This window comes from Acidipila sp. EB88 (assembly GCF_003858395.1).
GTDB lineage: Bacteria > Acidobacteriota > Terriglobia > Terriglobales > Acidobacteriaceae > EB88.
In genome coordinates this window covers 4100836-4125715 of record NZ_QWEV01000005.1, presented here as the reverse complement: position 1 = coordinate 4125715, position 24880 = coordinate 4100836, and the positions used below count along the sequence as shown (strand labels likewise).

At 60.5% G+C, this 24880-nt stretch carries 13 protein-coding genes and 1 tRNA gene; 8 read left to right on the top strand and 6 right to left on the bottom strand.

The features are described 5' to 3' along the window. Positions 1–93: 93 nt before the first annotated feature. The 3 genes from D1Y84_RS17245 to D1Y84_RS17235 form a co-directional block, all read right to left on the bottom strand. Positions 94–1428 (bottom strand): sugar porter family MFS transporter, encoded by a 1335-nt coding sequence (locus D1Y84_RS17245; RefSeq protein WP_124849783.1) that lies wholly within the window; start codon positions 1426–1428, stop codon positions 94–96. A gap of 153 nt (positions 1429–1581) precedes the next feature. Beyond that, positions 1582–2502 (bottom strand): MBL fold metallo-hydrolase, encoded by a 921-nt coding sequence (locus tag D1Y84_RS17240; protein ID WP_124849782.1) that lies wholly within the window; start codon positions 2500–2502, stop codon positions 1582–1584. Between the two features lie 32 nt (positions 2503–2534). Further along, a complete protein-coding gene (locus D1Y84_RS17235; protein WP_124849781.1) occupies positions 2535–2810 on the bottom strand; it encodes a CDGSH iron-sulfur domain-containing protein in 276 nt (91 codons plus the stop codon). A gap of 578 nt (positions 2811–3388) precedes the next feature. On the opposite strand from D1Y84_RS17235, the gene D1Y84_RS17230 reads away from it, so the two are divergent. Next, positions 3389–3465: transfer RNA gene (locus tag D1Y84_RS17230), tRNA-Asp, on the top strand. 828 nt (positions 3466–4293) lie between these two features. Continuing rightward, a complete protein-coding gene (locus tag D1Y84_RS17225) occupies positions 4294–5472 on the top strand; it encodes an acyltransferase (RefSeq protein WP_124849780.1) in 1179 nt (392 codons plus the stop codon). A gap of 98 nt (positions 5473–5570) precedes the next feature. Here the strand turns inward: D1Y84_RS17225 and D1Y84_RS17220 are convergent, their stop codons facing one another. Then, a complete protein-coding gene (locus D1Y84_RS17220) occupies positions 5571–7829 on the bottom strand; it encodes a diguanylate cyclase (protein WP_124849779.1) in 2259 nt (752 codons plus the stop codon). A 579-nt stretch (positions 7830–8408) separates the two neighbouring features. On the opposite strand from D1Y84_RS17220, the gene D1Y84_RS17215 reads away from it, so the two are divergent. Next, positions 8409–8759, top strand: a complete 351-nt coding sequence (locus tag D1Y84_RS17215; protein ID WP_124849778.1) for a nuclear transport factor 2 family protein — start codon at positions 8409–8411, stop codon at positions 8757–8759. A gap of 185 nt (positions 8760–8944) precedes the next feature. Here D1Y84_RS17215 and D1Y84_RS17210 read toward each other — a convergent pair whose 3' ends face one another. Both D1Y84_RS17210 and D1Y84_RS17205 read right to left on the bottom strand, forming a co-directional pair. Further along, positions 8945–12622, bottom strand: coding sequence for an MBG domain-containing protein (locus D1Y84_RS17210; protein WP_158615554.1), 3678 nt, complete (start codon positions 12620–12622; stop codon positions 8945–8947). A 224-nt stretch (positions 12623–12846) separates the two neighbouring features. After that, positions 12847–13914: a hypothetical protein gene (locus D1Y84_RS17205; RefSeq protein WP_158615553.1), complete on the bottom strand. Its 1068-nt coding sequence runs from the start codon at positions 13912–13914 to the stop codon at positions 12847–12849. Positions 13915–14282: 368 nt separating this feature from the next. Between D1Y84_RS17205 and D1Y84_RS17200 the strand changes: the two genes are divergently transcribed. From D1Y84_RS17200 to D1Y84_RS17180, 5 genes are all read left to right on the top strand, one after another. After that, entirely contained in the window at positions 14283–16547 is a 2265-nt protein-coding gene (locus D1Y84_RS17200; protein WP_233581516.1) for a TonB-dependent receptor, read from the top strand. Between the two features lie 303 nt (positions 16548–16850). Continuing rightward, positions 16851–19838, top strand: a complete 2988-nt coding sequence (locus tag D1Y84_RS17195) for a glycoside hydrolase family 127 protein (protein WP_124849774.1) — start codon at positions 16851–16853, stop codon at positions 19836–19838. A gap of 354 nt (positions 19839–20192) precedes the next feature. Further along, a complete protein-coding gene (locus D1Y84_RS17190) occupies positions 20193–21452 on the top strand; it encodes an efflux RND transporter periplasmic adaptor subunit (protein ID WP_124849773.1) in 1260 nt (419 codons plus the stop codon). A gap of 31 nt (positions 21453–21483) precedes the next feature. Beyond that, complete coding sequence (locus D1Y84_RS17185; RefSeq protein ID WP_124849772.1) at positions 21484–22239, top strand: ABC transporter ATP-binding protein; 756 nt, start codon at positions 21484–21486, stop codon at positions 22237–22239. A gap of 11 nt (positions 22240–22250) precedes the next feature. Beyond that, positions 22251–24773, top strand: a complete 2523-nt coding sequence (locus D1Y84_RS17180; RefSeq protein ID WP_124849771.1) for an ABC transporter permease — start codon at positions 22251–22253, stop codon at positions 24771–24773. Positions 24774–24880: the final 107 nt, after the last annotated feature.

The window sequence follows — 24880 nt, the reverse complement described above, 5'->3', positions numbered from 1 at the left end:
TTCCTCTGCCGGGCAATGCTTTGTTGCCCGGCTGGAAGATCAAGTCCTTCGCTTTTCATTGTAGCGAACAAAGAGCGAAGGGGCGCAAAATGCTCAAACCTCGTTCGTCCCGAGCTGTTTCTGCAGCTGCTCCAGCGAGACGCCTTTTGTCTCCGGGTACACAAACAGGACAACAAAGAACTGCAGCACCATCATTGCGCTGAAGAAGATAAAAGGGGCTCCAGCGGAGTGGCGCGCGATCACCGGGAAGGCGAACGAGATGATCGCGTTGGCGACCCAGTGCGAGCCGCTGCCGAGGCTTTGTCCCTTGGAGCGTACCCGGGTCGGGAAGACCTCGCTGATGTACACCCAGATCACCGCGCCCTGCGAGAAGGCGAAAAAGAAGATGAAGCTGACCAGAAGCCAGAGCAGCAGGGACAGATGCTGGTGCGTGGTGAAGACGTACGCCACTCCACCCAAGGAAAGGGCGGTGCCGACGGACCCGACAAGCAGCAGCGTCTTGCGGCCAATTCGATCGATGACGCTCAGCGCCAGCAATGTCGAAACGAGGTTCACGGCGCCAATGATCACGGCCTGCTCATCACTTGAGACCGAAGAGAATCCGCCTGCGCGGAAGATGTCGTTGAGGTAGTACAAGATCGCGTTGATGCCGGCCAGCTGGTTGAAGAGACCGATCGAAATCGCGAGAAAGATCGGCAGGCGCAGGCTGCGGGTAAACAAAGGTGCGCTGCGCTGATCCGCGTCAGCGCGAATAGCCGAGCGCAGCTCGTCGATCTCTGCCTGCGGGTCCTCGGCGCCTAAGAGTCCAAGGGCTGCGCGCGCTTCGTCGACGCGGTTCTGCGACAGCAGCCAGCGAGCCGAACGTGGCACCTGGAACAGCAATGCGAGGAACAACAGGGCAGGAAAAGATGCGACGCCCAACTCCCAGCGCCACAGCTTCGCGCCCAGGTTTGCGTTTTCAAGCAGGTAGTTCGAGCCATAGGCGAGCAGGATGCCAATGACGATGTTGGTCTGGAACAGGCCGACCAGCCTGCCGCGGATGCGGGCAGGCGCCATTTCCGCAATGTAGACCGGACCCAGCACAGAAGAGCCACCGATGCCAAGACCGCCGATGAAGCGAAATACCAGCAGGGAAGGCCAGTTCCAGGAGAGTGCGGTGCCGATTGCAGAGATGACGTAGAGCACAGCCATCAATCGCAGGGCTTCGCGCGAGCCGATACGCTGGCCAAGGTTGCCGGATGTGAGCGCGCCCAGAACCGTGCCAAACAGCGCAATCGACACAGTGAGGCCAAGCTGGCTTGCGCTCAACGTAAAGATCTGCGTCAGTTGATGGGTGGTGCCCGAGATGACAGCAGTGTCGAAGCCGAAGAGGAGGCCGCCAAGCGCACCCACGAGGGCGCTTTTCAGCAAGAGTGAGGTTAGGCGCATGCGCTCCATTTCCAGGTGCTCAGCAGCGGCTGGGAGCCACCGAAAAGTAGTCTGGTGAAGCATACAGGATGAAGACACGGCTTGCCATTGGGTGGCCATTCACCATTGATCCGCTGAGAGGCTGGTTTGTGCTGTTGCAGGCGTAGCTGCTTGCTAGTCCCTTGTCTCAGGTTTGTCGAGGATCCTGGTTATACCCTCCTCCAGCAGCAGCATGCGGTCGGCAATCCCTGCTGCGCGCGCCGCGTCCATTAAGCGCCGGGGAGGCTCATCCATGGGCTCACGCGACAGCCGAAAGGTTCCGTAGTGCATGGGAATGAAGAGCGAGCTGCCCAAGTCGCGAAAGGCTGCCAGGGCGTCCTCCGGGCTTGTGTGCACGCTGCGAAAACTCTCCGGCGAGTAGGCGCCGATAGGGAGCAGCGCGACGTCGGGTCGCAGGCGCTGCCCGATCTCGGCGAAGCCCGGAAAGTAGGCACTGTCGCCGCAGTGATAGATGGTGTGGGTGTCCGAGGCGATGACATAACCACCGTAGCCACGCCACGTGTCGTTGAACAGGCGTGCGCCCCAGTGGCGTGCCGGGGTCATCGTGACGGTGCAATGGGGGGTGCGCACCATGGTTGCGCCCCAGGTGTCCAGCACTCGGACCTCGCGGAAACCAAGTCCCTCCACCAGATCTGCTACCCCAGTCGGCACAATTACGATCGGCGCAGCCGCGCCGAGGCGTCGGTTGTTGCGCACGATGCCGCGCAGGGAAGGAAGGTTGAGGTGATCCATGTGCGCATGTGTAAGCAGCACCAGGTCGATTGGCGGCAGGTCCCGCTGTCGAATGCCCGGCTTGCGCCTGCGCTTGAGCACGAACAGAAAGGTCGCGAATACCGGGTCAATGAGCACCCTGCCGCCACCCATCTCAAGCAGAAACGACGAATGCCCGATCCAGGTGATGCCGATCGCACCGGGACCTGGTGACACAGGCCGATGGTACTTGCCGCTGGTGCGCGTAAAGAGCGATTCACGCACAAGCTCCGCGATAAAGCGGAGCTTGTTGAGTTTGAATTGTCGGTCTGGCGCAGGCTTCATCGTGGGGGTGACTGCAGGTTGCAGATTCAGCCTTAGGAGTTCTGCGGAGTTTTGGGTGCGTTGTCGCCCTGAACGGCAGCAGCGCTCGCGGGATCCTGCGCGATCACCGCGGCCTCGGCAGCCTGGAAGCCGATCTTGGTGTGCATGCCATCGCAGAACGGCTTCTTTGTGGAAGCACCGCAGCGGCAAAGCGAGACTGCCGGCTTACCGGTAAGGTCCCACTCCGCGCCCTGGGCATCGACCAGCTTGATAGGCCCTTCTACGCGAAAGGGACCGTTGGGGCGCACTGTGATCGTGACATCAGCCATAACTCGAGCTCCTTGGTGCAATGGGTGCAACTGGTTCGAGTGTAGCAGCGCCCTGCGTCGGCTCCATGCGCCGCGGTCGCGCCCGTAGGCGCCGGGGCCGCGCTTGCTCCGGGTGGCGACCGAAGCCCTTTGTGTTGCCGCCTTCTCGGGCCTCTTCCCATGCACAGCTGTCGCTTTCCGGGCGGGCTTCGACGCCGTGCTCTCTCTCGAAACGGGTCGCCGTGTTCGTGTTTTCGCTCTTTGCCGGCAGCCGCGCTCTTTGCCGTGATCTGCCTGCCGTGTGGAGTCGTAGGCTATGCCAATGTTGGAGCGGCAGTCTTTCTCGCTGTGGGCATTCGCTTTTCCTTCCGCTGCTTCTATCCGGGCCTTCTTTGCCGAAGCTTCTTGGGCCGGGGAACTACCAAAGGGTTGCGACGGAACGCGTGCGCACCGGTGTCGGCGCCCGGTGCATGGCGTTCGAGCTTCGCCACTTGCCATCGGCGTGCAGAAATTCTGCTATATTCATTTCAACGGGTTGTGCCACAGCGCAGACGGTTCCTTGCTCAACCAGGAACTGGCTCACAGGTGGAACACCATCCGGGGACGTAGCTCAGTTGGTTAGAGCGCTGCCCTGTCACGGCAGAGGTCGCGGGTTCGAGCCCCGTCGTCCCCGCCACTCAACCTCAGAAACAGCGACGGTTGATGGCAAGTGACACAATCATCGTAAATCTGGGGCAACGCACTCTCCATCTCAGAGTTATGGGCTGTCTGTGCCATGGTCGGAGCTTGAGCAATGAAAACCCAGTCACGTCAACGATGGAATCGCTGTCTCCGGGATGGCGACCTGGTGCTTCCTCAGCCCCCTGGTTCTGACCTGTCCCATCCAGTCGCGTCATCCCTCAGATTCATGTAAACAGATAGTCGGTTCGACGTCGCTTCTCCAGCACTCGTCTTTAGGTGTGGTGTAAGCCTCTTTGAGTAGGCCCAGGGTGTGCAGCCCCGGCGCGGTCATGCTCAATGGACGGGCCGTAGGTTTCTCGGTATAGCCTCTGCAGCGCGCATCACTGTATGCAGTGGAATAAACCGCCTGGCTTAAGTGAAAAGCCTGCACGGCGCGTTTATTTGAGGTCTTACACCGGAGAAGCCGTATTGTCTCGGCTGACAAAATGGGTGTCTTAATCAGCCGCGCATCTACCGATCGTCTGTAAACGGCACGCGGGTCATACAAGCACATCGGTGCTACCAGGAACCTCGCGCTTACACGAACAGTCTTTCGGTTGCTATTCGTCGGCCTCTGTACGAAAGGGAACGCACAGCCATCACCGGTTGGCTATGCTTAAGCCGTGACGCGATCACCGCGAATTTGATCTGCGAGTGCGCAGGGAATGCTGAGAGTGCCTGCTGCACCAAAGGATGCTGGCCGAAGTATTCATCGATGAGATGACTTACGGCCGCAACCAGGATTCGAACCTTACGCTGAAACTCAGTTCTTAGGGAGCACGCTTTGTCCGCTGGTCCAGCGCTACATTTCCCGGAGAACAAGTCCATTCCCAAATATGGGTCCACTTCTGGGCCCGCAGCAAGCCGGTTTTACCGGCCCGAGTTGGATGTGCTTCGTTTCTGTGCCTTCGTCGCGGTTTTTCTGGATCATGGCACGCAAATCGACCTGAAGCATGGGCATTTGCAGAACCACCCGGCACTCGCGCAGGCGATCGTATTTATTCACCTGATCGGCTCCTTCGGTCTCAGCCTCTTTTTTCTACTGAGCGCTTTCCTGATCACCACCCTACTGGTCATAGAACAGGATCGTTCCGGACATATTGATCTGCGCAAGTTCTATGTGCGCCGGGCGCTTCGCATCTGGCCGCTTTACTTCTGCTATGTCACGGCTTCGTTTGTGCTTGGCCAGTTCTGGTCTCCTGCACATATCAGCACGCCTGCATTCATTTCTTTCTTCCTCTTATCGACAAACTGGTACGTCATGTCGGCCGGCATGATGAGTAAGATCGTTGCTTTCCTGTGGAGTATTTCGATCGAAGAGCAGTTCTACCTGTTCTGGCCGGCTGTCGTGGGCAGGCTTTCTCGTACCCATCTCAGGAACATCTGCATTGCCATACCGGTTATCAGCATGTCGCTCTTAGGTATCTTCGCCACGCGCGGTGCGAGCTATCTGCAACTATGGGCTGACAGTGGCATCCAGATGATGTTCTTTGCCGCCGGTGGACTGCTCGCACTTCAACTCGGGCGTAAGAAGCAGGACACATCCGCCCTGAAATCACTCGGCGGTATCGTTTGCGGGCTTTCAATCTGGGTTGGGGCCGATCTCCTGATTGGCATGCCAACGGGAGACTACCCAGCCTCAGCGTGGCGGATCACTGCTGCCTATTTCTTCATACTTCTTGGTTCCGCAGCGCTGCTTTGGGCTTTCCTACGTCTGCCAAAGATCTGCATACGCCCAAGCTTTGTCTACCTCGGGCGCATCTCCTATGGTCTGTATGTATTTCACGGATTCGCAGTGCTGCTGGGTGCGCATGTACTTGGTCCCGTTCTGCACCTCCGCTCATGGCCGTTGATCTCGCTTCTCATCACGATTGGACTCGCCGCTTTGTCCTACGAGTTCCTCGAGAAGCCGTTCCTTAAGCTCAAGCACCGTTTCGAGATTGTGCATTCGCGTGTCGCTTGAGGGTTAGCCGCTTGTGTTGCTGGAATTGGAAGCGAGCCAGCCGGCACTGCCGGAGCAGGGTCCATGCGCACGCATGTTTCTGCGCACGGATGAAGTGCTTAGCTTTCCTGTGCTGACAGGTTGGCCGCCGCGCTGTCTGCCCGCCGCTTGTTGCGGTACATCGCCCGGTCCGCATGTCGCTTCAAGTCCTCGCGCGTGGACGCGTGATCGGGCACGCACGCCAATCCGAAGCTTGCACTTCCTTCAATGCAGTGGCCTTCGAGCATGAACGGATCTACAAAGCAACGCTCCAGGCGATGCAGAAACGCCTGGGCTTCCGCAACACCCGTATGCGGCAGGATTACCACAAACTCATCGCCGCCCAGACGGGCAACGGTGTCGCCTGTGCGCAGCGCATACAGCAGCCGCAGGCTGATCGCCTGGAGGTACAGATCGCCGATGTGATGTCCGAACTGGTCATTGACTAACTTGAATGCGTCCACATCGACATAAATGATGGCGAGGGGTGTTGCGGAGGCGAGAGCCTTCGTGAGGCTGTCCCCGAGGTGATCTTCAAAGAAGCGCCGGTTCGGTAGTTTGGTGAGCGAATCATGGGTGGAATGGTGCAGCAGATTCTCATGCAGCGAGTGATGCTGCAGGGCAAGGTCAAGCACCTCATGCAACATCAAAAGCACGTCGTTCCGTTGGGCGGGTGTGTGCGACGAGGACCCGAAGGCCGCAAACTCTCCCGCTGTCTTATCCGCATGCACGAGCGGGATGCGAACAGCCTTCGTGGTGCTGGTGTAGCGTTGTGTGGATTCAATTCCATGCCACCGATAGGTGCAGAGCACGCCAGGCAGCAGAGACTCGATCGCAGCGGCCATGGCCTTGAGGATGGTTTCCATCCCTTCATTGCCGCTGATCAGCCGCAGTATCTCGCTGCGGCTGGCCACGATCCGCATCGAGTGATCGATGATCTTGGCCTGTCGCGTAACCCGCTGCTTCAATATCAAGGCCCAGATCGCCACGATCGTCACTACACCAAGCAGAACACTGAGCAGCAGGGCGAGATGCCGGACCGTCCACCAGGATGGTGCATGCACAATCACAACGTCGTTGCCCGAGCGCATAGTCAGAGAGAAAACAACCGGCTCCCGCCACGGACCTCCGGCGAGGATCCTGCAGATTCCGCTTACCTGAATCTCGCTTCCGGGTGCCACCTCCGGCAGCTTCTCTCCAGTGAGCATGAGAGCTCGAATGACGTGTCCCTGCACGTCCAGCGAGAGTGACTGCGATTCCTCCGTGTGGATCTCGGAAAGAAGCTTGCCTTGAATGGAGACGAGCTGGTCACTGTAGACGCCGCTCATGGCTGAGGCGTAGTCGATCAGGTGAGCGGCAGACTGCTGGTGACTTCCGGCTGGCACAAGCACCGTATCCACCAGGCTGGGACTGTATTGATGATTGTCCACAAACCCGTAGGCATCGACCACATCGCCGATCGCCAGGTTCTTGGTCTCCCGAGTCTGCACCAGCAGGCTTTTGCCGCCATTCTCCAGTACAGCCGTATCGCCACTGGCATAGTAGGTGAGGGTCCCGCGCACATGCACCCGCGGAGAATGGTCCTCAACCTGCATTGTGGCGAACAGGTCGCCGATCCTGGTGAGCGGCAAAGCCGCCAGCGCACTGGCCGGCCTGGAAAGCACGTGCAGGTTCCTGCCATCGGCCGCGTACAGAACCACCCCGTCCATCTGCTCCTTAGCGTCGAAGGCACCCCCTGCCACGCCGTTCAGCTGGATCGTCGCCCCTGAAAGGGAGAGTGGATCGATTCCCTCGTAGTTCTTTACGTAGACCTCGGCCCGACCGCCAGGCAGGGAAAGATCCATATGGAGCGATTTCGAGTGAGACACGGCATGCTCCTCGATCACCGCATCCCGCACCAAGCCCTGCACGGAAACAAGCCTGCTGTCCATTGCTCCGGAAGCGAGCGCGGCGTACGTGGCAGGTATGCTGTCGGGGCTTGCTCCCTCGCCAAGCACACGCATCTTCGCGTTCGGCGCCACCCCTACACGGAAGCCGCCCTTGGCTATTCCTTCCACAGAGAGCCGTTCGCCCGCATGGAAGGGATAGACGCGATCGACATTGATGAAGACACCGCCAGTTGCGTCCTGCAGAAAGAGGATCAGCTCGGGTCCGTCATAGTAGGTGATTGTCCCCTCGAGCTTCACACGCGACCTGGCCGCCTGCGAGATGGGGAGGTCGTGGACCGCACGAGCCGTGGTCAGCACCTGGGTGTGACCGGGCTGCGCATGCGCAGACGCAGAGATGCGCAGAGCGGCGAACGCGATCAAAGCAAGCATCTCGCGCTGTGCCAGCCTCATGGGAGAGGGCTTGTTCGCAAGGCTGGATTCCCGGCAATATCGGTCCTGGTCATGCCCGCGATCTCCCCTCACGATTTGCGTCCACGATTGCTATCAGGAATATTAGCCGATCACGTACGTGGCCTCCCACTCGCGCGACGCGGGCAAACGCCATCCCTGCGCACGAAGGTACTCCCCTTCGCGCATGCCGCGCGGGGGCGAGCAACCTGCCGGAAACGTCTAGCACAGGAGCGTTTCACGGACCGATCCGTCGCCCATCGATCGACCGATGTCCAGGTACAGGACAGATCCGCGTATCTACTCGTTGAGCCATCGAGTCGGTCATGGAGCAGCATTGTTGAGGTTTCCTGCCACATGCTCTGTTCGTTTGCGCTACTACCGAGGCGTCGAGGAGGTCACGAAGCGTGCGTCACAGGCCTCGATCATCTTCGCCAGTTCGGATCTGTCACAAGCGCGCCTGCTTCGGGAAGCCTGCGAAGCACAGACCTGCAGCATTGCACAGCCTGGATCCAACTATTGCTGCGGAACAGAGCATCCACTTGGAAGAAGAGAATGGGGGAGACGAATACAGATATGGAGATGAGCAGACTCGCGGAGACCTGGGAGAAGTACGGTGCTGCATGGTCGGCAATCCCTGACTCAGAACGCAGGCAGTTACTGGATGCGAGCGTACAGGACAGCCTCACCCTGGCTACTCCGCAGGCGCTTGGAGCGGGTCGGCAGCAGCTGGAGTCCAACATAAAGGAGTTCCAGAAGAGCTTTCCCGGGGCCAGTTTTCAAACCCTGAAGATTCGTCAGCACCACGAGTTCCTGCTTGTGGATTGGATAGCGAGGAGCGAGGACGGCAGGGAACTGCTACCGGGTACAACGTATGCGCAGTTCGGCGCAGATGGGCGCATTATGCATCTCACCGGATTTTGGGAGGTGTAAGTGCAACATTGCCACATGTATGTGTAAGTGCGCCCTCTTAAGAGCGCATTCAACAAACTGGGAACAAAACGGGTCGACAAAAATCATGGTCGCTCGCAAATGCGCTGCTTGATCGAGTGACGTGCATGAAAAAGGGTCTCCTTCGTAGCAGCGCCAACGAAGGAGACCCTTTTGCAGCGTATAGGTTATTGAGCGGTAAGGATAAGCTGGCCGAAGCTCAGCTTCCAATCCGAGGCTTGTGCGTTCTTGTTGACCACGGTGAAGGTAAAGGTATGCGCGCCTGCGTTAAGGGCCAGGCTTCCCAGATCGAAGGTCCCGAAGGAGCCGTCCGCTGTGTTGCCCAGGTACTCATCGGTTGCCGCGCCGGTGTCAATGCCGTCCACAGTGAGCTGGAAGACAGCTCGGTTGTTGTAGCGTTTGCTGTTCACCTTAATGTCATAGGTGCCGCTTTCTGGCACATCCACGGTGAAGCTCACCTTGTCCCCCACCTTGGTCGAATCCAGGACCGTTCCTACCCCATCTGGATAACCGCTCCAGGCAAAGCTGCGGAAGGTAGGGCCAGAACTCGAGGACGTCAATGCTTCCGTGGGATACACCAGCTGGGGCTTGGTGCTGGTGCCGGCCAGGTAGCTCCAGCTTTGTATATCGGCTGTGGCAACCTGCTGGCCGGTTCCGCCCGTGAACCCGACATAGCCCGTGGTGGCGCCAAGGGTGCCGGCGATATCAACCTTGTACGCCTGGGTCGCCGACGCCTTGGTCACTGTATCCGTGAGTGTGACCGTCAGCGTGGTGCCATCGTAGTTGAGTACAGCTGCGATGGGGTCGGTGCTGTGCAGGTTGACGCCTGTCGGGGTGAGGTCGGTGGATGGGGTGGTGGGTGCGGCACCGTTCAGGTACAGGCCGGTGGAGTCGATCCCCTCACCACTGTTGTTGAAGAGGTCGAACTTGATGGCGACGCTCTTTGCGATGCCGCCGCTGGTCGAACCCTGGGCAGGTCCGACCCCGAGGGAACCGCCCGAACCACCGACTGCGGTGGTGCCGGTGTTCTGCAGCACAAAGGCGATGCCATCTGCCGCTGCGTTAGTGAGTTGGAAGGTGAACGCGGAGCTGAACTGCTTCACGTTGACCGGTGTCGTGAAGAAGGCGCTGTGCGCTTCCCATGCGCTGCCGTCGAGGATGCGAAGCTTGTTGCCGTTCAGTGCCGCCCCGCCGTTGAGCGAGAGCTGCGCAGCAGAGAATCCGGAGGTGAAATCAGGCGAGGGGGTATAGCTCCAGGTGAGGATCTCCTGGGTCGATACCAGCGAGCCTGTGCCCGCGGAAAAGCCGAGGTAAGCGGAGGTAGCGCCGAGAGTGCCCGGGATATCGACAGCATAGGACTGGGTGCTGGCGACGCCGGTGGCGGTGTTGGTGATGGTGACGTTGAGCAGGGCACCGTCATAGACCGAGTGCACGGCAAAGATAGCGCCGCTCTTGAGCGTGACACCCGTGCCGGACAGGTCTAGCGAGGGAATCGTGGGCAGCTGACCATTTAGATACAGGCCGGTCGAGTCGGTGCTCTCCCCGCTGTTCGAGTAAAGGTCGAACTTAACCGCGACGCTCTTCTTGATGCCAGGTGCGAGGCCCAGTCCGCCGCCGCTGGCGCCAAGCGCCGTTGGCCCATCCGCCTGGATCAGCATGGTGATGCCGTCGGCAGCGGGGTTGGTGAGCTGGAAGGTGAAGTCGTTGGTGAAGCTCTGCACGTTCACAGCGGTGGGGAAGAAGGCCGTGGCCGCCTCGTTGAGTTTGCCATCGGTCAGGCGCAAGCGCGAGCCGTTGAGCGTGGCCGAGCCATTGAGCTGGAGTTTGCTGCCAGCAAAGCCGCCCGGATACGAGATAGGCCCGGAGCCACCAGTGACTGGCGGTGGTGGCGTGTTTGCCGTCACGGTGAGCGTGCCGGCGTTGAGGCTGATGCGGTAATTGTTCACCGAGCTGCCGGAAACTGTCGCCGTGATGGGATAGGTGCCGGCTGGAGAGCTGCTGGTCGCCGTGGTGCTATAGGTCACGTCGATGGTCGAGCCCAGCGCGTCGCCGCTCTTGAGCCCTGTGACCGATCCGGTCAGCGTGGGCACGGCGCCGCCGGCGATCATGCTGGCATTCGCAGCAGTCACCACGAGCTGCGGCAGCAGGCCATACGCGATCAGCTGGCCGTTGCCGGTAGCCGTGCTGATGCTGGCGCCAAAGGTGGGCACAAACATGCGGCCGTTGGCGACGATCGGTGGGCAGTACTTTGCGAAGACGCCGACTTCGTCGCGGGCATCCTGTGTCTTGTCTGACCAGAGCAGCTTCAGGGTTTCTGCGTCGAAGGCGTAGAGTACGCCCTGCACCACGTGGTGCACCGCGTCGTCGTTGTACGGGGTGGATGCCCAGACGATCCCGTTGGCCGTTCCGTTGGCCGTAAGAGAGGTAAAACCACCAGGCATCGCCCCATCGTTGTTGGTCACGGGCGCGGTCATCGTGCTGGTCGCCAGGGGCGTGGCGTTCAGCAGGCCGGTTTCGGCGTTGAAGGGGTAAGCGCGCAGCATGTCGTTCTCGCCCCACACAAAGATCGTCGGCCCATTGGCATCCGTCTTCAGGTAAGTCGGGCCACCGTGAAGATGGCTCGTTCCTTTGCCGAAGATTCCCTGGAACTCCTGCCGCACCTGGTCCATGGAGGAGTTGAATTTGCCCATGTTGGTGATGTCGGTGAGGTAGAGGACGCCCTGTTTGCCGCCGCCCACCACGTAGTTGGTGCCAGGGATCAGCAGAAGTCCGCTGGCGCCAAGATCCTGGTCGCCGGAGTTGAGGCTGGCACTGTTGTACGGGGTGAAGTAATCCAGCAACTGGAGCGTAGGGGAGAGCTTGATGAAGCTGTTGCCGGTCTGCACGAGGTTGTTCGTGGTAGGTCCGAAGCTGCCGTTACCGGTCGAGATAAGAACGTTGCCGTACGTATCAATGGTGGGCGCACCGCCGGCGTTCCAGATGCCGCCCTCGATGCCGACCGTGGTGTCAGAGTACACGGCGGTCTGCTGCAGCGTGGACGTGTTGTAAGCCAGGACCCAGCCATGATAGGGCTGCTGATCTTCGTGCGAGGCAAAGGCGATGTAGACGTTTCCATTAGCTAAGGCAAGGCCCGGGCGCTGGTTTGCCCGCATGGCATTGAACACAAGGGGGCTGGCCAGGTCAGCGGTGGAATAGGTCGCGTTGATGGTCATGGGACTGCCGTGCACCGGCGCGCCCGTGGTGATGTCAATGGCGTTGAGGCGGAACGTATACACAGGAGCACCGTTTACCTGTGCCTCGTTGCCCGAGACGAAGTACATGTAATTTGTCTCGGGATCGATCACAGGCGTGCCGAGGATGCCGATGCCGGTGTTCCAGCTGATGTTCTGATCGCTCTCGACTTCCTGGGCCTTAATCGGCGTGCCGAAGTTCTGCTGCCACAGAATATTGCCGGTGGGCGCGTCGATGGCGTAGACAGAGTTCAGCATGGACGCTACCAGCACGATGTCGTGCGTGCTGCCGTCGATGTTGACGTTGGACACAAACAGCGGCTGCGCATAGACCTGCCCGTCGATCGGCACTGTGTAGAGCTTGCCAAAGTTGGTGGCGTTGACGTTTGCCGGCGTCAGCGTTGTTTCTGCCGTGTTGGCCCCTGTGCGGTTCGCATCATAGCTACGGGTGTAGACGTTGACCTGTGCCTGCGCCACGCCGATGCCAGGGAGAACCAGCAGGGTCAGAAAGCCATAGCGCCAGGGGAAAGCAGTGCGACGAATTGTTGAGAAGGCGCGGTTCAGTGCGCGGCCAGGACTCGCGGTCACGGCGGAAAGGCATAGCAGCTTTGTCATAAGGCTTCGCTCCAGAAAAATGCCGTACATTCAAAGTCAGAAAACTTAGGACGTCAATAAAAAGACAAGCTTTTAGGCGAGGAGGGCCGTCCGCTCGGCCGGTGGTATGGCGGCCGTCGTGCGAGTTCATCACCGATGAGCAGAGAAGCGATACGCCGTGCTGGTCCGTGAGGCCGGACGCATTCGAGACTGGACGTGGTTCGATGAATCAGTACAGCAGTGGATCAGCGAGTTAGGGTCGCAGAAGGTTCGAGAACGAAAGCATGGATGGCACCGTGATACATGCCGCGACCGGCGATCTCCCCGCGGTCGTTAATGCGAGAGGCCACTAGGAGAAGCCAGCCGGAATGTCGATCGATCAGAGTGTTCAGGTCGATCAGCCGACCGGACTGCCAGAGCACAGCGCGCAGTTTGCCATCAACGACCTCGGAGGAGCCCACGATCTGCCCTTCACGGTTGATATCAAGAGCCGTGCTGGGTGCATCTTCGTCGCCAAGCGTGCCCAGGTCCTTGATCGTGCCGTTCTTCCATAGCACCGCGTGAGCGGAGCCTTCGGGAAGGTCACAGGAGCCCACCGTTTCGCCGGCATTGTTGATCGCCTGTCCACTGCAGAACGTGCCTCCGGGAAGTAGCGGAAGCTGCTGCATGGTGTGCCCGCTCCATAAAAATGCGCGGGGCTTGCCGTTCGGGATGACGTTGGCCTCGCCGACGACCTGGCCCTGGTCATTGATGTCGCGGGCGCTGCTGTAATCCCCTCGAGCAAGCAAGCCAAGATCGCGCGGCGCCGCGCCCTGCCACAGCACGGCGTGCCTTGCACTGGTGCTGGTCTGGGCGCTCCCGACCACTGTGCCTGCCGCGTTGATCGCAGCAGCCGAGGCGTAGGGGCCTTGAAGATTGGGAAGTACTTCCAACCCATTGTGCGACCACTTGAATGCGCGGGTGAAGCGCAGGTCTTGTGGGCGCTGCAGCAGGCCAACAACCGTGGAGTCCCCGTTGATGTCTGCCGGGTAGACAAACGGGAACTCGTCGGTGCCGACAATAGTTTGGGTGAGTTCGGGTGTGATCACGAGGCCCTTGATCACGCCGGTCGGCGCAGCCTTCCAGATGGCAAGAACTCCCTGCGCATTGAGGCCAGGCGTATTGACCAGCGTTCGTACCAGGGATTGCCCACGATCTCCGACCGTGTAGCGCGGCAGAGGCGCCGCTGTAGGCGTTACTGCGAGCAGGGCGACCGGCAGGCAAAGAAAGGTCGCGTACCAAACTATCGCGGCGCGTCTTACGCTGCTGAACATGCAGCGCTGAGGCGCCTTCGGGGGAGGGCGTTCATATGGTGGCCAAGTGTAATACACAAATCCTGGCCGACTAAAGTAAAGTTTGTACCAATACTCTCCACCCCTTTTCTCGCCAAATATCCGAAAAAACTGACCCGCCAGTAACATACTTAGCGTGAGAATAGTAATAGCACATAGAGGAAAGAGTGTGACCTGCAGGAAGTTACCTCCGCAATGATAACTGGTGACGTTCTGGCGCGAACGATGCGTCGGCACTTACTTGTGGCGACTGCTGCGCACCCCGAAAGACCCATTCACCTGTTTCACGAGGCTCCCGTTTGATGTACCGATACATCCCGGCTCTTCTCGTCTGCATGGCGGTCCCGGTTATGGCGCAGGCGACCCGGGGTGAACTGCGCATGACGATCGTGGATGCCCACGGCGCCGCCATGAGCGGCACTGTGGAGGTGCGCAGCCTGGCCAGCCAGGTCGACCTGGAGCTGAAAACGGACAGCAAGGGGCTGGTGGAGGCGCATGACCTGCCGTTCGGGACGTACCTTGTCCAGGTAAAGCAGGTGCAGGGTTACGCGTTGCCGCAGTCCGTTGAAGTGCGCACGGCCAGTCCGCAGGAACTCACGATCCGAATCGACACCCTGCAACTCACGGCAAACGTGACCGTACAGGACACAACATTGGTCGACCCGCACCGGGCCTCTTCCGTTGCTGAGGTAGGAGCGCAGGCGATTGCCACGCGGCTCACCGCCTTGCCCGGGCGTTCTGTGCAAGACCTTGTCAATATCGAGCCGGGCTGGCTGTACGAGGGCAACGCCGTGCTGCACCCGCGCGGGTCGGAGTACCAGACGCAGTTCGTGGTGGATGGACTGCCGCTTACCGACAACCGGTCGCCGAGCTTCGGCCCGGAGATCGAGGCGGATGACGCTGACTCATTGCGTATCTACACGGCCGGCTTCCCGGCGGAGTATGGACGAAAGATGGGCGGCGTGATCGAGGTGAATACCACCCGCGATACCAAACCCGGACTGCATGGCAGTGTTGTGTTGTCGGGTGGGAGCTATGACACGGGGGCTGCATTCGGGCGTCTGCAGGCTGTCTGGGGGCGCAACACGCTGACCACGACCTCGTCCGGCAGCATGACCAGTCACTACCTCAATCCCGTGGTCCCGCAGAACTATACGAACCAGGGAACCGTGGGGGACTTCTCAGGGCGTTACGAGCGGGAGGTGGCTACCGAGGACCGGTTCGCCGTGAGCCTGCGCCACGAGTTTTCCCGTTTCCAGATTCCCAATGAACTGCTGCAGCAGGAGGCAGGGCAGCGACAGTACGGCGACAACGAGGAGACCACCGGGTCGGCCAGCTACCAGCATGTGTTTTCCGCAAATGCGGTGGCAGCGCTGGTGGGGATGGTGCGCGACCACGGCGACGGGCTGAACTCCAAGGCGGCGTCGACCCCGATCATCGCGGCGCAGCGGAACGCGTTTCGCGAGGGCTACCTCAAAGGGTCGCTTTCGGTGCACCGCGCCAACCAGGAATGGAAAGCGGGCTTTGAGGCAGATACGACCTTTCTGCATGAGCGTTTCAGCGACCTGATCACGGACCCCACACAATTCGACGATGACACGCCGGAAACCTTCGCATTTGCAGCGTCGCGCCCGGATCTGGAGCAAGCCGTCTTTGTGGAAGACCTCATCCGGCTGGGGAACTGGACGGTCAGCGCGGGTCTTCGGTGGGATCACTACCAGCTATTGCTCAACAAGCAGGCTTTCAGCCCGCGGCTGTCGATCGGTCGCTTCATTCCTGCATGGAACATGGTCCTGCATGCATCGTACGACCGTGTTTTTCAGACGCCATCGTCGGAAAACATCCTGCTCTCGAGTTCCTCCGCGATCACGTCACTCAGCCCGGAGGTGCTGCGGCTGCCGGTTCAACCCTCCAGCGGCAACTACTTCGAGGGTGGCCTGACCAAGGGCTTTTGCCAGACCGTGCGGCTGGACGCGAATGTGTACCGTCGCGACGTGCGCAACTACGCCGATGACGACCAGTTATTGAATACGGGGGTAAGCTACCCGATCTCCTTCGACAAGGCCGTGATCTATGGCGCGGAAGGCAAGCTGTCGCTGGTGGATGCGCACGGCATGTCCGGGTTCGTCAGCTACTCCTACATGGTCGGCAACAGCTGGTTGCCGGTCACCGGGGGCTTGTTCCTGGGCGATGATGTCGCCGCTGCAACCTCGCAGCTTAACGGGCATTTTCCAGACTCCCAGGATCAGCGGAACACCTTGCGCTTGCGCGCTCGCTACCAGGTGGTGCCCCGCGTAGCCATCGCTGGCGGACTGCTGTACGGCTCCGGCCTGCCATTTGAATACACGGGTACGGCGCAGGAAGCCCTTGCTCAGTACGGGGCCGAGGTCGTGGACCGGGTGAACTTCGACCGTGGGCGCGTGCGTCCCAATCTTTCAGCGAATGCGTCCGTGATTGCCGCGCTGTACCAGAATGAAAGCCGCGAGGTCACCCTGCAGGTCGACGGCGAGAACCTGAACAACCGGTTGAACGTGATCGATTTTGGAGGATTGTTCTCAGGCAATGCCATCGGCCCGGCGCGCAGCGTGGGCCTTCGACTCTCGACCCGCTTCTAGGTAATCCTCAGGAGCCTACGGTCGACATGCCATCGGCTCCTCCCTTGGCGAACGTGGCGCACCCGGCTTCGCGGCAGGCCAAAGCCAGAACACAGCAGCAGAATGCAACAGTGGCCCGGGCACTTTATGCGCACCTATACCGTCTGCGCCAGCGCGAGCAGGGCACGGTTCCCGAAAGTTCAGACCTGCTCTAGAACAACGCGGCCCCTTTAGGCAAAGGGACCGCCCGGGCTGGTAAGATTTCGATCACACCGAGAGGGACCGGGAATTGTGACCCTGCCTTCATGTGAAAAGGATCCGGACATGGCAAAGCGACCAAGTGAGAAAGCGTTTACAGCAGAGCAGGCAGCGTGCAAGAGCGAGCACCCCGTAAATCGACGCGAATTCTTGGCGACACTGGCGGGTGGTGCCGTGGTGGCCGGCGTTGCCGGGGCAGGTGGGCGCAAGGCGCTCGCGCAGGTAGCTGGGGATACGGCGTTGAACCTGGCCAGGGTGGCCGTGCCGTCGAGCTTTGTGACCACCAGCGAAAACAAGATCAGCTCACTGAATGACGGGGTGGTCCCCGCCAACTCCTTCGATCGCAAGAGCGGCTGTTATGCGGTGCGGCAGGATCGTGAGGAGGCCGGCGAGACGATGCCCTGGGTGCAGTACGCCTGGAGCAAGCCGGTCGCGATTGACAAGGTGGAGGTGTACTGGGGTGTGGATGCGCCGCGCCCCCATGGGTTTCCGGGCAGTGAAGGTGTCAGGATCGCGACCCCAGCTTCCTACCGCATCCTGTACTGGAACGGCACGGACTTCACCCCGGTCGCGAACTCGCGCGGGCTCGGCATCGCGGGAGACACGTTCAACGCGACAAGCTTCGACGCGGTCACGACGGACAAGCTGCGGCTGGAGATTACGCCGAATGGCGCGCATGCCGCAGGGGTGTTGGAGTGGGTGGTGTACAACGCGGGTCCAGCGCCTTCGCTTGCGCCGATTGTGAATGCCGGGATCGATCGTTCGGTGATCCTGGGCGGACAGACTTTTCTGGCCGGCAAAACAGTATGGCTGCAGGATCGGCCACAGAACACGGCGCGTTGGAGCAAGGCCTCCGGCCCGGGCCAGGTGTTGTTCGCGCAGGACACAGCCCCTGTCACTACCGCACGATTTTCGGTGCCGGGCGAGTACGAACTCAAGCTCACCGGCGCCGGCCGCGCTGAGCAGAGTGCGTCCATGCTCAAGGTGCATGTGGAAGCAGCGCCCCCGAAGGACCGGCTGGACGTGGTGTACACGACGAAATATTCGGTGGACAGCCCGCTATGGAGCAGCCGCGCGAAAACATTGATCGTGGAGTGGATTCCGCACTGCATCCGCTACTGCGAGCGGACCGATATTGCGGCTAATAAAGGCGATGGCGGCATCGACAACTTCGTCGAAGCAGCCAAGGCCAACCGCGGCGAACCGCATGCGGCGCACAAGGGTTACGTGTTCTCGAACGCGTGGGTGCACCAGACGGTGGAGTCGATGTGCATCGCGCTGATGGTCGATGCGCAAGGCGACCCGGAGATCCTGCAGGCGCAGCAGCAAATGCGCGGCACCCTCGATCGGTGGATCCCGATCATCCTGGCCGCGCAGATGGAAGATGGCTACCTGCAGACCGCCTATATCCTGGCGGATCGCAGTGTGTGGCCGGAGCGCTGGTCGCCTGACCATCGCGGCAACCATGAAGGCTACGTGTCGGGGTACTTTATCGAGTCGGCGATCAACCATTACACGCTGACCGATGGGCAGGACCTGCGGCTCTACAACGCGGCGAAGAAGCTGGCGGACTGCTGGGTGGCCAACCTTGGCGCGGGCAAGAAGGCCTGGTTTGATGGGCACCAGGAGATGGAACAGGCGCTGGTGCGCTTTGGCCGCTTCGTCAACGACCAGGAAGGGAACCATCGTGGGGACGCGTACATCGTGCTGGCAAAGTTCCTGCTCGATTCGCGACGGGGCGGCTCGGAGTACGACCAGAGCCACCTTCCGCCGGAGCAGCAGTACGAAGCGGTCGGCCACGCGGTACGTGCCACCTACTTCTACTCCGGTATGGCAGACATCGCAGCCGAGACACAGGACCCCGGGTACCAGAGCGCGGTGCTCTCGCTTTGGGACAACATGGTCAACAAGAAGTACTACCTGACCGGCGGTATCGGCAGCGGCGAAACGTCGGAAGGCTTCGGTCCGAACTACTCGCTGCGCAACAACGCGTACTGCGAATCGTGTTCGAGCTGCGGACTCGTGTTCTTCCAGTACAAGCTCAACCTTGCGTATCACGATGCGAAGTACGCGGACCTGTACGAGCAGACCATGTACAACGCTCTGCTGGGCGGTGTGTCGCTTGAAGGCACGAGCTTCTGCTACACCAATCCGCTGCTGAACACGGAGCGTGCCTCGTGGCACACCTGCCCGTGCTGTGTGGGCAACATCCCGCGCACCCTGCTGATGATGCCAACCTGGACATACGTGAAGAGCAAGACCGGTGTGTACGTGAACATGTTCGTGGGCAGCCGCATCCAGGTAGGCAAGGTTGCCGGCACGCACGTGGAGATGGTGCAGAAGACCGACTACCCGTGGAAGGGCGCGGTAGCAATCACGGTGAACCCGGCGGAGAAGCGAACGTTCTCCGTGTATGTGCGCATCCCCAACCGCAACACGAGCAAGCTGTATACCGAGACGCCGTTGATTCATGGAGTGCAGAGTTTCTCGGTGAATGGAACGCGCATGACGCCGAGGATCGAGAAGGGCTATGCCGTGGTCACGCGGGAGTGGCAAGCAGGCGACCGGATCGAACTTGACCTGCCGATGGAGCCGCAGCGGGTGGTTGCCGACGACCGTATCAAGGCAGACCTTGGTACGGTCGCGCTGAAGTACGGTCCGCTCGTCTACAACGTGGAGACCGCCGACCAGCACAACATCGAGCAGTCGCTCAGTGACGGACCGATCCGTGCCGAGTGGAAGCCGGAGATGCTGGGCGGCATGATGGTGCTGACCGGCACATGGAAGGATGGCTCGCCGATGCTGGCGGTGCCGAACTACGCCCGCATGAACCGCGTCGGCTCGCCGCATGAGTATCCTGGGGAGGATGACGTGAACTACGCGCCCGGCGCAACCACCAGCACTGGCGCCAAAGCCCCCAGCAAGGCGCCCACCGTGGCCGCACCCGCGGCGCCGGCGATCCTGACAGCCAGCACTGGAGCCGGCAACACGGCGCCTGCCGATAACCGGCGCTATGGACGCAAGACTGAGGTGGACTCCAAGGTCTGGATCTAGCGCAGCAACCTACAGCCGCGCGGGCTCTGCTGTCGCGAAGGGGGCATCCCCTTTTGCGCATAGAGTGCCCGCGCGTATTTTGCCTGTTCTTCGCGAGTGCGTGGTCTCTGGCTGCGTCCGCGGCAAGGGTTCTGAGGGCCATCCGTGGAGAATCCTTGCACCGGCCGGCACCTGGCCTGTGCGTCTGCTCGGCCCGTCCTGAAGAGCTTCCCCGGTGTTCATTTCCGAACAAGAGCGGTCGATGCTGGACACCCGGATGACGCGCCGCCAAACCTTGTTGTGCTTAATTGCAGGCGTTTGGCCCACATCGCAGGGTTTTGACTTTGGCCGTGCAAATGCATTGTCGAGTCATGTATGGATATTTCGCGCCCCGACCTGAAACGACAGAAGCGTCGCCGCTTTTGGATCTACGCAACCCTTGCGCTGGCAATCATCCTGGTGGGTGCGGCCTATATACACCGCCTCAAGCCGGCGATCCCGACCGTTGACAGCCCCGTGTTCACGGAAGCGGTCAAGCGAGGCGAACTGCTCCGCCAGGTGCGCGGTCCCGGCACCCTGGTGCCGCGCGAAGATCGCATCCGGCTGATCCCCGCTGAAACGGAGGCAACCGTGTTGCGCATCCGTGTCTTGCCGGGTGCTCCAGTCACGCCGGACACGGTCGTGATGGACCTTGTGGATCCCGAGGTTCAGCAGCAGTTGCTCGATGCGCAACTGCAGTTGAAAGCGGCGCTGGCCGACCTGCAGAACACACGCGCTCATCTGCAAAGCGAGCTCATGACCCAGCGGGCGGGCGCGGCGACTGTATCGGCCGATCAGAAGCAGGCCGCGTTGCAGTCGCAGACAGACAAGAGCCTGTACGATCTCGGCGTGATCTCGGGCCTCAGCTACTCCGCTTCCAGGGGCAAGGCCGACGAACTCGCGCAGCGTGACGACTTGGAGAAGCAGCGGCTCACGTTAAACGCCGCGACCATCTCCACCGAGATGGCGGTGCAACAGGCAAAAGTCGACCAGGCGCGGGCGATTCTGTCGCTGAAAGAGAAGCAGGCCTCGGCACTCAGCGTGCGCGCTGGCATCGCGGGCGTGCTGGTTGACCTGCCCCACCAGGTCGGCGAGCACGTCAGCATCGGCGCCACGCTCGCCAAGGTCGTGCAGCCCGACCAGTTGAAGGCACAACTCAAAATTCCGGAAACGCAGGCCCGCGATATTCAGATTGGCCAGGCATCGAGCATTGACACGCACAATGGATTGATCGACGGCAAGGTACGGCGTATCGACCCTGCAGTGATCGCAGGCACCGTCACCGTCGATGTAGAACTTGCGGGTGCGCTGCCGCAGGGTGCCCGCCCGGATCTCTCCGTCGATGGAACCATCGATCTGGATCACCTGGAGAACACGCTGTACATAGGCCGACCCGCGGTCGGAAACGAGAACTCGATGCTCTCGTTGTTCCGTGTCGATCCGGATGGCAAGACTGCCACGCGCGTCTCTGTGCGCGTTGGCCGTGCCTCTGTGAACTCCATGGAAGTTCTCTCCGGGCTCAACATCGGCGACGTCGTCATTCTCTCGGACATGTCGCGCTGGGATGCCGCAGACAGGGTCAGGCTACAGCAGTAATCAAGCAATCCACTTCTTCAAGGAGCTCCACATGTCCGCGCCTCTCATCCAGATCGACTCGTTGACAAAGATTTTCTACACCGACGAGATCGAGACACATGCGCTCTCCGGCATTCACCTCACGATTGATCGAGGAGAATACATCGCGATGTCCGGCCCTTCGGGCTGCGGCAAGTCCACGCTGCTGTCCATCCTGGGTCTCCTGGACGTGCCCTCTGGCGGAACGTACACGCTCAATGGCAAGCCCGTCGTCAACCTGAGCTTCGCCGAGCGAGGCCGCATCCGCAACCAGGAGATCGGCTTCATCTTTCAAAGCTTCAATCTCATCGGCGATCTTACGGTGGCGGAGAACGTCGAGCTGCCGCTGACCTACCGCCCAGGTATGGCCTCAAGCGAGCGCAAGGGGCGCGTCGAGCAGGCGCTCGAGCGGGTTGGCATGGCGCACCGGATGCGTCATTATCCTGCGCAGCTTTCCGGAGGACAACAGCAGCGTGTCGCCGTGGCCCGCGCCCTATCGGGGTCGCCTTCAATCCTGCTGGCCGACGAGCCCACGGGCAATCTCGATTCAAAGAATGGTGAGGCCGTGATGCAACTGCTCGCCGAGCTGCATGCCGAGGGTTCCACCGTTTGCATGGTTACTCACGATAACCGCTTTGCCGGTCACGCAAAACGCCAGGTACACCTGTTCGACGGCAAGGTCGTTGCTGAAGGCGAGCTCGCGCGTCTGCAGACTGACCCGCTGCACAATCCCTCCACCGTCGTCACCAGCTCCACACTGCTCGGCTGAAAGGCGAACCTATGCAGAATGCCTGGAACAATTTGAAGTTCGCTCTCCGCCAGCTGCGTCGTTCGCCCGCGTTCGCGATCACCGCAGTGCTTACACTGGCGCTTGGCATCGGGGCCAACACCGCCATCTTCTCGCTGCTCGACCAGGCTTTGCTGCGCGCGTTGCCGGTCGAGGACCCTGAAAGTCTCGTGGTGTTGCGCGATTCAGGCTCTGCCTGGAATGGCTCGATCAGCATGAGTGGCGGCGGGGACAGAAATGACGTTTTCTCTTATCCTCAGTACCTTGGACTTCGTGATGGTGCGCATGTCTTCTCGCATCTGCTCGCGACCGTCAGTGACACGACCGCTTTTTCTCGTGGCGACACGTCGCAGTTCGCCTCCACCGAAATTGTCAGCGGCAATTACTTTCAGACACTCGGCCTTGTGCCTGCGGCAGGCCGCCTGCTGCAACCGTCGGATGACGGGCAGCCTGGCACCAATTCCGTTGCTGTTCTCTCCTACGATTTCTGGCGCGAGAAACTGGGCGCTGATCCTTCCGTCGTAAACTCCACGGTGTCCATCAGCGGTCATCCTTTCCAGATCGTCGGCGTGGCTGCACCGCATTTCACCAGCGCTATCTGGGGACAAGCGACCGCAGTGTTCGTGCCGATGTCGATGCTGCAACAGGTGATGCCAAGGGCCGGCGATCGCTATAACGATCACCAGTACAAATGGCTGAGCATCCTGGGTCGTCTCCAGCCAGGTGTCACTGCTGAGAGTGCACAGGCACAGATCGCACCTTTGTGGCACGCGCTACGCGCCAACGACCTGAGTCTGCTCGGCAGATCCAAATCCGCGACGTTCACTAAAAACTTCATGAACTCGAGCATGTCGGTGCTGCCTGGTGCGCGCGGCTTCAACTTCAACAGGACTACGCTGCAGAAGCCGTTTCTCGCCGTGATGGCGATGGCAGCGCTGGTTCTCCTCATCGCTTCGGTAAATGTCGCCAGCCTGTTGATGGTGCGCTCTGCGGGACGCCTGCGTGAGTTCGCCCTGCGCACGGCGCTTGGGGCAAGCAGCGTCCAGGTGCTGTCGCAGTTGCTGCTGGAAGGCGTGCTGATTGGTGTCTTTGGCGGGATCGTTGGCGTTCTCATCGCGCCTTTTGCGATTCGCGTGCTCATCAGCCATCTTGCAGATAGCACCGGAAAGACACCTTTTTCAGCCTCGATCGATCATCGACTCCTGTTTTTCAACTTTACCGTCGCGGTCGCGGTGAGCCTGTTGTTTTCACTCCTGCCTGCTATCCAGCTACGCCGCCTTGACCTTACCTCCACGCTGCGTGAGTCAAGTGGCACTGGCGGGGGCACTCTTTTGTTGTTGCGCCGCGTTGTTGTCTGCCTGCAGATCGGCCTGTCCGTCGTGCTTCTGGTGGGGGCTGGACTTTTTATCCGCACCATGCAGCAGCTTCGCGCTGTGAACCTTGGCTTTAACGCCACGCACCTTGTCACTTTCAGCATCGACCCCCGTCTGGCTGGCTATTCCGCCGCCAGCACACCTGCTATTCACCAGCGGGTACTTGATGCCTTGGCGGTGCTTCCTGGCATCCAGTCGGTTGCTGCATCCGACGATGCAGCATTGCAGATCAATGGAAGTTTTTATGGCATAACCGTGAGTGGCTATCAGTCTTCGCCCGATGACAGCTTCCAGGTGCAGAACAGCGCGACCACACCCGATTATCTCGCCACCATGCAGATCCCCCTTCTAATGGGTCGATTGTTCACCGATGCCGATACGCTCGGTCACCCGGATGTGGCGTTGGTGAATGAGGTGTTCGTCAGGCACTACTGCAACGGCAACAATGCTGCATGCCTCGGTCGCCATATCAGCTACGGCATCGGGATCAATGACAAGACCAACATCGAAGTCGTTGGCGTGTTTCGCGACTACCGGAACCGAAGCATCCGCGATGCCATTCCTGCCACCATGTATCGCCCGCTGAAGCAATCGCCGGACTCGACACAGATCTACGTTGTGCTGCGCACGGCGCTGGAACCAACACAAGCCTTCGGCGACATCCGAGCGGCCATGCACCGCGTGGATCCCTCACTTGCAGTCGGTGACCTGATCACCATGGATCAGCAGATTGATGCAGACCTGCAGAACGAGCGCATGATTACGTTGCTCGCTGTCTCCTTCGGCATTCTGGCGACACTGCTGGCCGGGGTAGGGCTGTATGGTGTGCTGGCTTACTCAACGGCGCAGCGGACCCGGGAGATCGGTATCCGCATGGCGCTCGGAAGCACGCGACTCGCGGTCTCATCACTCATCCTGAAAGATGTGCTCACGCTTGCGGCGATCGGCATTGTGGTCGCGCTGCCCACAGCGTACGGGCTCAGCGAGCTTGTTCGCTCGCAATTGTTCGGTGTGTCTGCGGCAGACCCTGCAATCCTGTGCATCGTGGTAGCGATGATTGCCTCCGTGGCCCTGCTTTCTGCATTGATCCCGGCACGTCGCGCCGCGAGTGTCAGCCCCACGGTGGCGCTGAGAACTGAGTAAGCGGGCAATGTCCTCTTCCTTGGTTGCAAGCGAAGAAGTCCCTGACGTACCGCTGCGCGCCAGGCTCTTTCGGCATGACAGGAGCGGTACCACCCGCATGGAACCAC

Coding starts and splice junctions, on each gene's coding strand:
- D1Y84_RS17220 (WP_124849779.1), bottom strand. CDS start 7,829: ATGAGGCTGGCACAGCGCGAGATGCTTGCTTTGATCGCGTTCGCCGCT.
- D1Y84_RS17200 (WP_233581516.1), top strand. CDS start 14,283: ATGGCGCAGGCGACCCGGGGTGAACTGCGCATGACGATCGTGGATGCC.
- D1Y84_RS17210 (WP_158615554.1), bottom strand. CDS start 12,622: ATGACAAAGCTGCTATGCCTTTCCGCCGTGACCGCGAGTCCTGGCCGC.
- D1Y84_RS17235 (WP_124849781.1), bottom strand. CDS start 2,810: ATGGCTGATGTCACGATCACAGTGCGCCCCAACGGTCCCTTTCGCGTA.
- D1Y84_RS17205 (WP_158615553.1), bottom strand. CDS start 13,914: ATGTTCAGCAGCGTAAGACGCGCCGCGATAGTTTGGTACGCGACCTTT.
- D1Y84_RS17240 (WP_124849782.1), bottom strand. CDS start 2,502: ATGAAGCCTGCGCCAGACCGACAATTCAAACTCAACAAGCTCCGCTTT.
- D1Y84_RS17195 (WP_124849774.1), top strand. CDS start 16,851: ATGGCAAAGCGACCAAGTGAGAAAGCGTTTACAGCAGAGCAGGCAGCG.
- D1Y84_RS17180 (WP_124849771.1), top strand. CDS start 22,251: ATGCAGAATGCCTGGAACAATTTGAAGTTCGCTCTCCGCCAGCTGCGT.
- D1Y84_RS17245 (WP_124849783.1), bottom strand. CDS start 1,428: ATGCGCCTAACCTCACTCTTGCTGAAAAGCGCCCTCGTGGGTGCGCTT.
- D1Y84_RS17190 (WP_124849773.1), top strand. CDS start 20,193: ATGGATATTTCGCGCCCCGACCTGAAACGACAGAAGCGTCGCCGCTTT.
- D1Y84_RS17215 (WP_124849778.1), top strand. CDS start 8,409: ATGAGCAGACTCGCGGAGACCTGGGAGAAGTACGGTGCTGCATGGTCG.
- D1Y84_RS17185 (WP_124849772.1), top strand. CDS start 21,484: ATGTCCGCGCCTCTCATCCAGATCGACTCGTTGACAAAGATTTTCTAC.